The organism is Paraburkholderia sp. FW306-02-B (assembly GCF_058782725.1).
The window spans coordinates 1,304,109-1,316,203 of record NZ_JBYSXZ010000002.1 but is presented as its reverse complement, the minus strand read 5'-3'; the positions used below and the strand labels follow the sequence as shown (position 1 = coordinate 1,316,203).

Genomic DNA, 12,095 nt, shown 5'->3' with positions numbered 1-12,095 from the left:
TACGCGCCTCACCCCGCAACCGGCAACACCACCCAAACCTCCAACCCGCCGCCCTCGCGCGCATGAAACTGCAAACCGCCGCCGTGCAGCCGCGCGATCCGTTCGACAATCGCCAGCCCGAGGCCCGTGCCGCCGCTGTGCGCGCGCGCATTGCGGCCACGCTGAAACGGCGCCTTCAACTGCGCCAACTCTTCTGACGAAAGACCCTTGCCGCGATCGCCGACGGCCACATACACCGCATCGCCTGTCGCCCAACTGCGCACCGCGAGCCCCGTGCCGCCGTACACGACCGCGTTCTGCATCAGGTTCATCAAAAGCCGCATCATGCTGATCGGCCGATACGCAACAGCAGGCAAGCTCGCTAGCGACAACGCAAAGGTATGGCCGAGTCCCGCGAAATCGCCCGCGAGCCGTTCGATCAACGCGTTCAGATCGCCGGGCTCGGCGGTTTCGCGCTCGCCGCTGCCGGCGTAGTCCATGAACTGCTGCAGGATCGTCTCGATCTGGTCCAGATACGATTCGGCGGCGACCACAAAGCTGCTGTCGCTGTCGTCCGGCATCGCCATTGCCATCGAGAGGCGCAGTTTGGTGAGCGGCGTGCGGATGTCGTGCGAGATGCCCGCGAGCATCAGCGCGCGAGTCACGTCGGCTTGCTGCAACGCCTGCGTCATCTGATTGAACGCGCTACTCACCGCGGCAATCTCGGTCGGGCCGTCGGTGGGCAGCGGCGCGGGCGTTTCGCCGGCACTCACGCGGCGCGCGGCCTGTGTCAGTTCCTGAAGCGGCCGGTTGAGATGGCGCTGGATCAGGTAGCCGGTCAGCGCCGCGAGCGCAGTCAAGCCGAGCGACAGCAGGATCGCCGCATCCAGTCCGTTGCCCTGCGCGTCCTCGGGAATCGGCAAGGCGATCCAGTACGGCGTGTGCGGCGCATCGGCGGGCGCATGCATGCGAATCCACAACCGTTGACCGCCTTCGGACTGCCAGCGCGCGGGCATGTCGGCGGGCAAGTGCTCGCGCAAGCTGTCGAGAAACACATTGCGCTGGTAGGTGCGATACGCGCGCAGCAGATTGGGTGGCGGTTCGTCAGCGGCCTCGCCAGGTAGCCGCGCGCGGGCGTCGAGGCGTGTGGTCAATGCGGAACGCGCGCCCGGCGGCGTGGCTTCGAGCAACTGGTCGAGCGTCGTCACATAGGTGGCGAACACGGCGGCCGCCCGTTCGACCCGAGGCCGTTGCACATAGTGCAGCAGCACGCCGAGCACACATACCTGGCTCACCATCACGAGCGCGATCAGCAATGCAATGTTGCGCGCCAACAGCGTTTTCGGAAGCACCTTTTGCAGTACCGAGGGTTTCACGAGTCGACGTCCGCGATCAGCATATAGCCGACGCCCCACACGGTCTTGATGAAGCGCGGCTTCGACGGATCGTCCTCGACGATCTGTCTGAGCCGCAGCACCTGCACGTCGATGCTGCGATCGAGCGCGTCATGCTCACGGCCGCGGGCGCGCGCGAGCAGATTGTCGCGGCTCACCGGCCGGTTCGGCGACGAAGCCAGCGCGATCAGCAGCAGCATCTGCGCGGAATGAATCTCCAGCAACTCGCCCGCGCGCGACAGTTGCTGCTTGCCGACATCGAGGCTGAACTCGCCGAAGCGCACGCTCTGCGCGGTCACGGTGACGTCGCCCGAGGCGATCTTCTGGCGGCGCAGCAACGCATTGATCCGCGCCACGAGCTCACGCGGCAGGAACGGTTTGGCGAGGTAGTCGTCAGCGCCGGTTTCGAGGCCGACTACTTTGTCGAGCGGATCGCCCTTCGCCGTCAGCATCAGGATGGGCAGCGTCTGCCCTTGCGCGCGCAAGCGGGCGCAAATGGCGAGGCCGTCCTCTTCGCCGATCATCAGATCGAGCACCAGCAAATCGAACGGTTCGCGCTCCAGATAGCGGTCGAGCCGCTTGTCGTCTTCCGCGACCCGCACGTCGAAACCGTGACCGCGCAAGAAACGCTGCAGCATGTTGCGTAGTTCGGCTTCGTCGTCGAGCACGATGATTTTCGCGGGACGATCCATGCGAAAGCTCCTGGGTAGTTATGCGTCGGGCGGCGCATGCCGCGCGGCGTGCCGTTCGGCGAGCCGCTGCAACAGCACGTAGAACGACGGAATGAACAGCACGGCGATGCTTATGCGGCTCAGTGCGCGGCCCCGCGTTCCTGCATGAATGCTTCGATCTGCGGCAGGATCACGTAGCCTGCTTTCTGTGTGTCGATCTCGTCGAAATGTTTGGCGACCATCGGCATCCCGGCGGCGGCCTGCTCTTTGGTGAGTTTGCCGTCGTGCGTGGTGTTCGCATTAGAAAAGCGCAATTGCAGTTGCTGCACGATGCGTTCCATGCGTTGCGGATTGGCGTTCTGAGCCGCGGCGGTTTGCGCGAACGTCACGGTGGAGGCGCAGCACAGCAGCGCGATGGCCAAGATCTTCTTCATCACTGACTCCTTCGATTGAGCCATCGTGCATCGCCGGCATGTTGCCGCGATCCGCTCGATGACAGGCCGCATTCTTATAGAAGCACCGCGAGAAGGCAATTTCTGAACTGCTACGAATCATGTCGCCCTATGTCATGGCTTTTCGCGTCACCGGCATAGGCAGACCCGCGTGCTGCCGACGCAATACAGCATGCGCTCCATACACCCGAACTCGGGTGTCATAGGCGCCTTTAGCGCGACATCGAATGAAATAAGTTTGCGCTGCCGTTTCGAGGCCGGCTTGCGTATCTTTCGTCTGCCGGCGCCACAAGCGCCCCAACGGTTCGGCAAGGCCCTCAAGCAATGCGAACCATCCGGCCCGCGTCTTTATCAGCGAAGACACCCCGCGCCGCTCATCGCCTCAGGAGTTTTCAAGTGAATATTCGTCTGGCCTGCGCCTCGACTTTCGTCGCCCTCGGTCTTGCCTGTTCGTCCACCGCGTTCGCGCGGGTCGTCGTTTATATGCCCGCCGCCGTGGTCTACGCACCGCCGCCGCGCCCTGTCTATTACTACGTGCCGGTCCAGCCGAGCTACGTGGTGGCGCCCCCACCGGTTCCTGTTCCGGTTGTTGCGGCGCCCGTGCCGATGCCGAAGCTCGCCACGACGTACACGACAGTAGTGGTTCCGGCACCGGGCAGCTACGCGGTAGTGCCCGCGCCGACTATGATCTACGCCCAGCCCGTGATAATGCCGCCGCATTAGGCACAGCGGCACAGCGGCATGCGGCCGTCGAGTCGACGGAGGAATTGCAGCCGACCAGCAGCAGCAAAGACGCCGACGCGAACACAGCGACGCTGCGCAGCCCCGCGACGAAGGGTTTCATGCGTGGCGCTCCGTTCTTTCTCGTTTGAAAGCGAGGCAGTTTGGTGTTGCATGGCGCCGATCGGTAGCTTGTGTTTTACGACATGATTCTTACAGGCATGGGCGTGGAACCGATTTTTCGTGCCTGATCAGCACGCCAGCTCCGCTGAGGCAGTGCATATTTTCAACGACGTCCAGGCAAAAAAGGCAATCGGCATCCGCTGGGGCAGTTTCGAATCCGGCGACGAACCGCTCGACAAACCATCGGATTTGCTCGAAGAAGCCGCCTGCGAGGTGGGGTTCGTGCCCGGCGCACTCACGATCCTGCGCGATGGGCACACGCCCGAACTGAACGGCAGCGATACATCGGACAAGTAACGACACACCGAAAGCAAACCGTTAGCTCGCCGCTAGCGGGGGCGCGGAACGCGCCTTGCTATGTGCTTATTGCACCGGGCGCGTCCGGCCGCTGGACGCATCGGCCGAACTGCCGGGCATCCCGCCCGCAGCACCCGCATCGGATCGGTCTGCGAAACACCCATCTGCCGAGCCGATACCCGAGGACGCGGGTTTACGAACGGGAATATAAGTGCGGCCCGCTGCGTTTAATTGCCGACAGCCGAATGACGCGGCGGCACCCGCATGGCGCACCGCCTTGTTGCCGATCCACTTACGGAACGTTAGATGAGCTATCAAGACATTGACAAAGAGATTGTCCACCTCGAACTCGTGTTCGGGCTGATTTCCACCAACGATCGCATTCCGCTTTCGTACTGGCGCAATCGCCTCAGCAAGTTTCCGAAGCCGTGGCTGATGCCGACGCAGCGCGAGCGTCTTGCGCGGCTCGAAGCGGCGCTGCATGCGCTCGAACAGTCTGCTGAAATGGAGGACACCGCACTACCGCTGCGTTCGACCGGCACGTGGCCATGACCGGCGCCTTAAAGTAGAAACACGACGACATGCCTGACGAAACCGCCGTCGACGACCCCGCCGCGCGCTTGCAAGATGCCGGCAGCGGCTGGCCGCATCTGGACGAGGGCGAGCAGGAGCCGGCTCCTGTCAACCGGTCAAAATCCGCGCGGCGAGCGCGAGTGCGAGGGCCGGCAGCATCACCACGACGCCGACTTTCAGGAACTTCATAAAGCTCACGTCTTCGCCCTCGCGGCGAATCGCGTTGAGCCAGAGGATTGTCGCGAGCGAGCCGGTAATCGACAGATTCGGGCCCAGATCGACGCCGATCAGCAACGCATCGATCACACGTTCGGGACTGTGCGCCTGCATCGCGGTCGAGCTTGCGATCAAACCGGCCGGCAAGTTGTTCATCAGATTGCTGGCGATCGCGATGATGCCGCCGGCCAATGCCGCCGTCGCCAGTTCGCTGTGTTGGGTCGCGCGTTGCACGACGCCTGCCAGCGCCGTGACGACGCCTGTGTGATCGAGCATCTCGACCAGCACGAACAATGCCGCCACCAGCGGCAGCACGCTCCACGAGATTTCCTTGACCATTGGCAGCGGCGACTTGCGCTCCTGAATCAGCACGACCGTGGCGGTCAGCGCGCCGAGTATCGCGGTGGGCAGGCCGAGCGGGATATCGTACGCGGAGACCGTCAGCAAGACGACGGCGGTGACCGCGATGCCCGCGAGCGCGACGCGTCCGCTCGACGACAACTCGAGCGGTTCGAGATCCACCTCGCAAACGCCCGCGAGTGCCTCGCGCTGGGTCCAGCGCAATAGGACGTAGGTGGCGGCGATCGACAGCAGCGAAGGCAGCGTGAAGCGCATCAGCCAGGGGCCGAGTGCGGGCGTGTGGTTGCCGTATAGCACCAGGTTAGCCGGATTCGAGATTGGCAGCACGAAACTGGCGGCATTCGCGATGAACGCGCACACGAACAGCAGCGGCAGAGGATGCGTTTTTGCTTTCCTGGCGGCGGCGAATACCGCGGGTGTGAGGACTACTGCGGCGGCATCATTGGAGAGGAATGCGGTGATGATCACGCCGACCAGATAGACCAGCAGGAACAGCTTTCTTGGCGAGCCCTTCGCGTGGTTGACCGCCAGCACGGCGACCCAGTCGAACAGGCCTTCGCGGCGGCCGACTTCGGACAGCACCATCATGCCGAACAGGAACAGATAGACGTCTGTGCCTTTTTCTATGGCCTGGATGGCCAGGTCCACTGGCAATAGTCTGAGTGAGACGAGCAGTAGCGCGCCGGCTACGGCCCAGATGGCTTCAGGCCATTTGAATGGCCGGGAGATGACGCCGGCCGTGGCGGCTGCGGCGATGCCCCAGGAGAGGAATAGGGTGCTCATTGACGCGTGGCGATAGGGGTGGATGCGGCAGCATACCTGATGTTGTCTGTATGCCTACGGTGTTGGGATTGTTCTTTTTGCCTGCGCGGCGCTTCTGGTTGTACGCCTGCGGCGTTGGCCTTTCCTTGATTTCTTAGTGGTCTATTAGCTTCGCCCCTGTGCGGGGCAGGCACTTACTTTCTTTGCCGCCGCAAAGAAAGTAAGCAAAGAAAGCGGCTCAAACCGCCAATTCTTAAGCGGATCCCCTGGCTTGGAGGAGGCAGTGGAACATCTGGAATCGGTGTCCTCGCACATTTTGCGTGAGTGACAAGGCCGTCACTCTTCCGGCGGCGCTGCGCGCGCCGACGCGGTACTTCATCAAACCGTCGGCCGTTTTCGCGCCAACGTTTCGCTCGGCTTAGTGGCTCACACCTGCAAGGATCCGTAACGCTCTGCTGGCGCTTCGCCGAGGCGAAGCCGACGGCCCCCACCGAACAAGGAATCACCCACCGGTTTCCCTGGCAGACCGTTCCGGCGAGCATGCAGTGCGAAGCGGGAAGAATGATGCCGGAGGCGCCTATCTGCGATCGGTGTTAGGAAGTACCGCTGCGGCGCGCGAAGCGCCGCCGGAAGTATGACTGCCTTGTCACCAGCGCGGAATGCGCGAGGGCACCGATTCCAGATGCTCCACTACCTCCTCCAAGCCAGGGGACCCGCTTCAAAGCTGGCGGTGTAAAGCCGCTTTCTTTTGCCTACTTTTCTTTGCGGCAGGCAAAGAAAAGTAGGTGCCCCCCCGCACAGGGGGAACGCTAATAAACCAATAACAAGGCAAGGAAAGGCCAACACTGCAGGCACAACAACCAAAGCGCCGCGCAGGCAAAAAAACCAATTACCTTCACTACAACAACAATCTGTTCCCCCCACCCGCCTATTCAATTTTCATTGTCTTACCTACTATCCGCATTCGCACGCGGCACGCACAATAGCGCCCCACCCTAGGTAAGCATGAAAAACCCGAACCCCGGTCCTTCGGACATAACCCACTACAGCACGCCAGCGATCACCCTCCACTGGCTAATCGCGCTGCTGATCGTGAGCGCGTTCTATATCGGCTGGATCATGACCGACATCCCCGGCTTCACGCCCACCAAGCTGAAGTACTTCTCCTGGCACAAGTGGATCGGCGTCACAGTATTCGCACTGGCCATAGCACGCGTCCTATGGCGCGCCACCCACCGCGCGCCGGCGTTGCACAGCGCCACGCCCACGTGGCAGAAGGCCGCGGCCCATCTCGTGCACGGCGTGCTCTACCTGCTGATGCTGGCGATTCCGTTGTCCGGCTACCTCTACAGCTCCGCCGCCGGCATTCAGGTCGTCTATCTCGGCATCGTGCCGCTACCCACCCTCATCGGCCCGGATCAGGCGCTCAAAGCCACGCTGCGCACCGTCCACGTGCTGCTCGATTACACGCTGCTGGCACTGGTCGTCATGCACGTGCTGGCGGCGCTCAAGCATCAATTAGTCGATCGCGACGGATTGCTCGCGCGCATGATTCCGTTCCTCAAGTAAGGAGCGATTCGCTCCAGCATGTTGGCAATCTAATTCCCAGCGGTGTTCAATCAACGCGCGCGGGTTCGATAGGATGCGTACCACTATGAAATCAAACCTTTATCACTCGATTCTCGCCGGCGTCGCCGCGCTGTCCTTGCTCGGCGCCAGCCTCGCGCACGCCGATGTCGACACGGGCAAAAGCAGCGTCATCGCAACGACCAGACAGATGAATGTGCCGGTGGACGGCAAGTTCAAGAAATTCTCGGCGCAGCTGAATTTCGATCCGGCCAAGCCCACCGCCGGCAGCGCCAACGTGTCGATCGATACCGGCAGCTACGACCTCGGCGCCGACGACTACAACAAGCAGGCTCAAGGCAAGGAATGGTTCGATAGCGCGACCTATCCGGCCGCGACCTTTGTGTCGAGTGCGATCGCGCCGGCCGGCGGCAATCAGTACAAGATCACCGGCAAGCTCACGATCAAGGGCAAATCGCAAACGGTCGTGGTGCCGGTCACGATCGCCAGCCAAGGCACGACGCAAACCTTCGACGGCTCATTGCCGATCAAGCGCTCGCAGTTCGATGTCGGCACCGGCGAATGGAAAGACACGTCGGTCGTCGCCGACGAAGTCGTCATCAAATTCCATATCGTCGCTGCGAAGAAGTAACTGAAGCAAACAAGCGACCCTGTACTTTTTAGCGCACCCAAAGAGACCTCTTTAAACGCTTTTTTTTTGAATCACCTGGAGAAGAACTTGAAGAAACAACTTTTGCTCGCCGCCGGCGCGCTCGCCGCGGCCCTGTCGTTCAACGCAATGGCCGCCGATACGTATCAGCTCGACCCGACGCACACGTACCCGAGCTTCGAAACCGACCACTTCGGCGGCCTATCGATCTGGCGCGGCAAGTTCAAGAAGAGCACCGGCACCGTGGTGCTGGATCGCGCGGCCAAGACCGGTACGGTCGACGTGACGATCGATATGAGCTCGATGGATATCGGTAACGACAAGCTGGACACGGAACTGGTCACGGACAAGTTCTTCGACGCCGCGAAGTTCCCGACCGCGACCTACAAGGGCACGCAGATTCGCTTCGACGGCGACAAGCCGGTGGAAGTGATCGGCACGCTGACAATGCATGGCGTAACCAAGCCGGTCAACCTGAAAATCGAATCGTTCAAGTGTTTCGTGAACCCGATGCTCAAGCGCGAAGTGTGCGGCACGGAATCGACCGCGACGTTCAATCGCGACGACTTCGGCGTCGACTTCGGCAAGACCTACGGCTTCAAGATGCTGACCACGCTGAATATCCAGGCTGAAGGCATCAAGCAGTAATAGCTGGAACCGAGGATCAACAACCGGATGCAGCGCAACAAGCTCCATCCGGTAGTTGCAACCCGGTGTGAGCTACCGGCTCTGGTCGTAGCCCCAACCGGCAGCGGCAGCACCGTGCCTTGCCCAGGCGGAGCAAGGTACTATTATGGTTTGGCATCCGGCGCGCGGCGAATCATTCCAAACGCGTCCGGACGCCCGACGCAGCGAGCCATACGCGGGGCAGCACCGGCGCGGCGCTGACGTTCCTGCCCCGCTGCTGTTACCCGTTTCCGCCATCCATGAGTTCTGCAAGCCGCCGCATCGCGCACCTGGACATGGACGCGTTCTACGCGTCGGTCGAGCTTTTACGCTATCCGGAACTGCGCGGCAAGGCGGTGGTGATCGGCGGCGGCCGCAACGGCGTGCCGCAAACGCTGGAAGACGGCACGCGCCGCTTCGCGCGCTTGCGCGATTACGCGGGTCGCGGGGTGGTCACCACCTCAACCTATGAAGCTCGCGCACTCGGCGTGTTCTCGGCAATGGGCATGATGAAAGCCGCGATGCTCGCGCCGGACGCGATTCTGCTGCCAACCGACTTCGAATCGTATCGCCACTACTCGCGCCTGTTCAAAGTGGCGGTCGCCACGTTTACCGACCGGATCGAAGACCGCGGCATCGACGAAATCTATATCGATCTCACCGAGGTGCCCGGCGAACCGCGCGAGATTGCCGCGCAGATCAAGCAGGCGGTCAATCAGGCGACCGGCCTCACCTGCTCCATCTGCGTGGCGCCGAACAAGCTGCTGGCGAAGATCGGCTCCGAACTCGACAAACCCGACGGCCTCACGATTCTGACGCCCGCCGACGTGCCGTTGCGGGTTTGGCCGCTGCCGGTGCGCAAGGTCAACGGGATCGGGCCGAAGGCGGCGGAAAAGCTGACCGCGCTCGGTCTCGCCACGGTCGGCGATCTGGCGGCGGCGGACCCGGGGCTGTTGCAGGACAACTTCGGCCGCAGCTATTCGGCGTGGCTCGCGCAAGTCGCGCAAGGCTACGACGAGCGGCCGGTGGTCGTCGAATCGGAGCCCAAGTCGATGAGCCGCGAGACGACCTTCGAGCGCGATCTGCATCCGCGTCACGACCGGCCGGCGCTGTCTACTTCGTTTACCGGCTTGTGCGTGCGGGTCGCGGAAGACCTCGTGCGCAAGGGTTATGTGGGCCGGACCGTGGGCATCAAGCTGCGCTATGACGATTTCCGCACGGTCACCCGCGATCTGACCTTGGACGAGCCGACCGCGGACGCGACCGAGATACGGCGCGCGGCGACCGAATGTCTGAGACGGGTGGAATTGAACCGCAAGCTGCGTCTGCTAGGTGTGCGCGTGAGCGCCTTGACGCCGGCCAGCGCGCAACCCGTGAAACAGCGTGTGCCGGTTCAGGCCGATTTGCCCTTTACCAGCGACGAGTAACTGGTGGCTTCAGCGGGCGCAGGCACGCCGGCATTCGAGCGCGCCGCCGGCAGGTCGCTCTCCGTGCGCGACGCCGCAATCGAAAACGCGAACGTGTTGATACCGTGCGCGCTTTCCACCGACACCGTGCCGCGATGCATCTCCGCGATCGCCTTCACGATTGCCAGACCTAGCCCGTGATTTTCGCGGCTATTGGTGCGCGACACTTCCGCGCGATAGAAGCGGTCGAACAGATGTTCAAGCACTGCGGGCTCGATCGGCTCGCCAGGATTGGCCACCGCGACCCGCAATTGATCCGCTTCACGCGCGATCGTCACCGTGATCGCCGCGCCGGGCGCGCAGTGCTGGATCGCATTCATCAGCAGATTCGTGCACGCGCGGCCGAACAGCGAGCGGTTCACGCGCGCCATCGCGTCGCCGCGTAACTGCGCATGCACGCGCGCCTCTTCAAGCGGAATCTCGAGAAACTCCAGCGTATGCGCGACTTCCGCGGCCAGCGACACCTCGACCAGACCCGTCGCCCGCTCACCCTGATCGGCGCGGGCGAGGAACAGCATGTCGTTGATGATCGTGCGCATGCGTTCGAACTCTTCGAGATTCGATTGCAGCGTGTGGCGCAGATCGTCGACCGAGCGGTTGCGCGTCAACGCCACTTCGGTTTGTCCGATCAGAATCGTCACCGGCGTGCGCAATTCGTGCGCGACGTCCGCGTTGAACGATTCGAGGCGGCCATACGCGCCGTCCAACCGTTCAAGCGCGCCGTTGAAGGAGTTGGCGAGGTCGTTCAGTTCAAGCGGTAGCGAGGCGGTATTCAGACGCTGCGAACGGTTGTTCGGGCTCACCGCGGAGGCGTCTCTCGTCAGGCGCGTCAACGGCGCGAGGCCCAATCGCGTCACCGAGTAACTGAGCAACAGCACGGCCAGACTGCCTAACGCCGACAGCGCGGCGAGCGCAAGACCGAACACACGCATCGTGATCACGTTGGGCGAGCAACTGGCGGCGACTTGCAATTGCACCGGCGGACGCGCGCCGTAAGCCGGTATCGGCATCGTAATGGTGAGCATGTCCGCGCCGCCGCCCGCTGGCGAAACGCGCGCGTAGCCGCCCTGCCAGCTCTTCACCGCCGGCCCCTCGACGGGCTTGCCGTAATGGAAATTCGGATCGGCGCTCGACACCGAATACGTGGTGCTGCCGTCGCGCGGCGTCATATCGGTGAGTTTTTCGCGCGCCATGCGCCACTTTTCCGGCGTCCCCGCGTGATAAACGATGATGCGCGCGACCTCCGTGCGACCGTCGAGCGACTCGCGCAGGTGGCGTTCGAGTTGCGTGCGCAACACCAGAAAAAGCCCTGTTCCGACCAGCGTGAACACGAGCAGCGCGACGAGTGCGAACATCAACGCGAGGCGGCGGGCAATCGAACGGTTCATGGCAGCTCGGCCTCTTCACGCACTTCGAGCACATAGCCCATGCCGCGCACGGTGTGCAGCAGCTTCGACGGAAATGGGCCGTCGAGCTTGGCGCGCAATCGTTTGATCGCGGTTTCGACCACGTTCGTATGGCTGTCGAAATTCACGTCCCACACCAGTTCGGTAATCGCGGTTTTCGACAGAATGTCGCCTTGCCGGCGCGCCAGCACGCTAAGCAACTGGAATTCCTTGGCGGTCAGGTCGAGGCGCACGCCGTCGCGGGTCGCCCGCCGGCCGATCAGATCGACGAACAGATCGCCGACGGAAATCAGTGTCGATTCCTGCACGCGCGTGCGGCGCGCCAATGCATGCAGCCGCTCGACCAGTTCGAGGAACGAAAAGGGTTTGGTAAGGTAGTCGTCCGCGCCTTCGCGCAGGCCGCGCACGCGGTCGTTCACATGATCGCGCGCCGTCAGCATGATGACCGGCGTCGACTTGCGCATCCGCAGCGCCTTCAGCACGCTAAAGCCGTCGCGTTTGGGCAGCATCACGTCGAGGACGATCACGTCGTAATCGAATTCGGTAGCCAGATGCATGCCTTCCTCGCCGTCGAGCGCGACGTCGACGACCCAGCCCTGCTCTGTCAAACCGGAGCGCAGGTAGTCCACCACCTTATGCTCGTCTTCAACGATCAGCAATTTCATGCGCGTCCCCTTGGGTCTGCATTATACGAAACGCCTCGCCGCGATCTTT

Annotated in this window: 13 protein-coding genes; 7 read left to right on the top strand and 6 right to left on the bottom strand. The window is 62.6% G+C overall.

The window, feature by feature from the left end; all coding sequences use genetic code 11:
* Positions 1-8 precede the first annotated feature (8 nt).
* The 3 genes from AC3WOG_RS27010 to AC3WOG_RS27000 form a co-directional block, all read right to left on the bottom strand.
* The gene (locus AC3WOG_RS27010; protein ID WP_492580924.1) at positions 9-1,355 is read right to left on the bottom strand and encodes an ATP-binding protein; all 1,347 of its coding nucleotides are present in this window, start codon (positions 1,353-1,355) and stop codon (positions 9-11) included.
* The gene (locus AC3WOG_RS27005; protein ID WP_492580923.1) at positions 1,352-2,065 is read right to left on the bottom strand and encodes a response regulator; all 714 of its coding nucleotides are present in this window, start codon (positions 2,063-2,065) and stop codon (positions 1,352-1,354) included. The genes AC3WOG_RS27010 and AC3WOG_RS27005 overlap by 4 nt, the downstream gene beginning before the upstream one ends.
* A gap of 119 nt (positions 2,066-2,184) precedes the next feature.
* The gene (locus tag AC3WOG_RS27000) at positions 2,185-2,478 is read right to left on the bottom strand and encodes an EF-hand domain-containing protein (RefSeq protein ID WP_492580922.1); all 294 of its coding nucleotides are present in this window, start codon (positions 2,476-2,478) and stop codon (positions 2,185-2,187) included.
* 414 nt (positions 2,479-2,892) lie between these two features.
* Between AC3WOG_RS27000 and AC3WOG_RS26995 the strand changes: the two genes are divergently transcribed.
* From AC3WOG_RS26995 to AC3WOG_RS26985, 3 genes are all read left to right on the top strand, one after another.
* Positions 2,893-3,219, top strand: coding sequence for a hypothetical protein (locus AC3WOG_RS26995; RefSeq protein WP_492580921.1), 327 nt, complete (start codon positions 2,893-2,895; stop codon positions 3,217-3,219).
* Positions 3,220-3,459: 240 nt separating this feature from the next.
* Positions 3,460-3,696 carry a hypothetical protein gene (locus AC3WOG_RS26990; protein ID WP_492580920.1) on the top strand — a complete coding sequence of 79 codons (237 nt, stop codon included), beginning with the start codon at positions 3,460-3,462 and terminating at the stop codon, positions 3,694-3,696.
* Positions 3,697-4,002: 306 nt separating this feature from the next.
* Positions 4,003-4,248 (top strand): hypothetical protein, encoded by a 246-nt coding sequence (locus AC3WOG_RS26985; RefSeq protein ID WP_492580919.1) that lies wholly within the window; start codon positions 4,003-4,005, stop codon positions 4,246-4,248.
* Positions 4,249-4,377: 129 nt separating this feature from the next.
* On the opposite strand, the gene AC3WOG_RS26980 is transcribed toward AC3WOG_RS26985, so the two are convergent.
* On the bottom strand, positions 4,378-5,628 hold the full coding sequence (locus AC3WOG_RS26980; protein WP_492580918.1) for an arsenic transporter: 1,251 nt from the start codon (positions 5,626-5,628) through the stop codon (positions 4,378-4,380).
* 984 nt (positions 5,629-6,612) lie between these two features.
* Between AC3WOG_RS26980 and AC3WOG_RS26975 the strand changes: the two genes are divergently transcribed.
* The 4 genes from AC3WOG_RS26975 (at position 6,613) to dinB (ending at position 9,936) form a co-directional block, all read left to right on the top strand.
* A complete protein-coding gene (locus AC3WOG_RS26975) occupies positions 6,613-7,176 on the top strand; it encodes a cytochrome b (RefSeq protein ID WP_492580917.1) in 564 nt (187 codons plus the stop codon).
* An 85-nt stretch (positions 7,177-7,261) separates the two neighbouring features.
* Positions 7,262-7,825 (top strand): YceI family protein, encoded by a 564-nt coding sequence (locus AC3WOG_RS26970; RefSeq protein WP_492580916.1) that lies wholly within the window; start codon positions 7,262-7,264, stop codon positions 7,823-7,825.
* 87 nt (positions 7,826-7,912) lie between these two features.
* Complete coding sequence (locus AC3WOG_RS26965) at positions 7,913-8,491, top strand: YceI family protein (RefSeq protein ID WP_492580915.1); 579 nt, start codon at positions 7,913-7,915, stop codon at positions 8,489-8,491.
* A gap of 278 nt (positions 8,492-8,769) precedes the next feature.
* A complete protein-coding gene (gene dinB / locus AC3WOG_RS26960) occupies positions 8,770-9,936 on the top strand; it encodes a DNA polymerase IV (RefSeq protein WP_492580914.1) in 1,167 nt (388 codons plus the stop codon).
* On the opposite strand, the gene AC3WOG_RS26955 is transcribed toward dinB, so the two are convergent.
* Together AC3WOG_RS26955 and AC3WOG_RS26950 are read right to left on the bottom strand one after the other, a co-directional pair.
* Positions 9,903-11,363: a heavy metal sensor histidine kinase gene (locus AC3WOG_RS26955; protein ID WP_492580913.1), complete on the bottom strand. Its 1,461-nt coding sequence runs from the start codon at positions 11,361-11,363 to the stop codon at positions 9,903-9,905. The genes dinB and AC3WOG_RS26955 overlap by 34 nt on opposite strands.
* Positions 11,360-12,046 carry a heavy metal response regulator transcription factor gene (locus AC3WOG_RS26950; protein WP_492580912.1) on the bottom strand — a complete coding sequence of 229 codons (687 nt, stop codon included), beginning with the start codon at positions 12,044-12,046 and terminating at the stop codon, positions 11,360-11,362. Before AC3WOG_RS26950 ends, AC3WOG_RS26955 begins: the two co-directional genes overlap by 4 nt.
* Between the last annotated feature and the right edge of the window lie 49 nt (positions 12,047-12,095).

Coding starts and splice junctions, on each gene's coding strand:
- dinB (WP_492580914.1), top strand. CDS start 8,770: ATGAGTTCTGCAAGCCGCCGCATCGCGCACCTGGACATGGACGCGTTC.
- AC3WOG_RS26985 (WP_492580919.1), top strand. CDS start 4,003: ATGAGCTATCAAGACATTGACAAAGAGATTGTCCACCTCGAACTCGTG.
- AC3WOG_RS26955 (WP_492580913.1), bottom strand. CDS start 11,363: ATGAACCGTTCGATTGCCCGCCGCCTCGCGTTGATGTTCGCACTCGTC.
- AC3WOG_RS26950 (WP_492580912.1), bottom strand. CDS start 12,046: ATGAAATTGCTGATCGTTGAAGACGAGCATAAGGTGGTGGACTACCTG.
- AC3WOG_RS26970 (WP_492580916.1), top strand. CDS start 7,262: ATGAAATCAAACCTTTATCACTCGATTCTCGCCGGCGTCGCCGCGCTG.
- AC3WOG_RS27005 (WP_492580923.1), bottom strand. CDS start 2,065: ATGGATCGTCCCGCGAAAATCATCGTGCTCGACGACGAAGCCGAACTA.
- AC3WOG_RS26980 (WP_492580918.1), bottom strand. CDS start 5,628: ATGAGCACCCTATTCCTCTCCTGGGGCATCGCCGCAGCCGCCACGGCC.
- AC3WOG_RS27000 (WP_492580922.1), bottom strand. CDS start 2,478: ATGAAGAAGATCTTGGCCATCGCGCTGCTGTGCTGCGCCTCCACCGTG.
- AC3WOG_RS26975 (WP_492580917.1), top strand. CDS start 6,613: ATGAAAAACCCGAACCCCGGTCCTTCGGACATAACCCACTACAGCACG.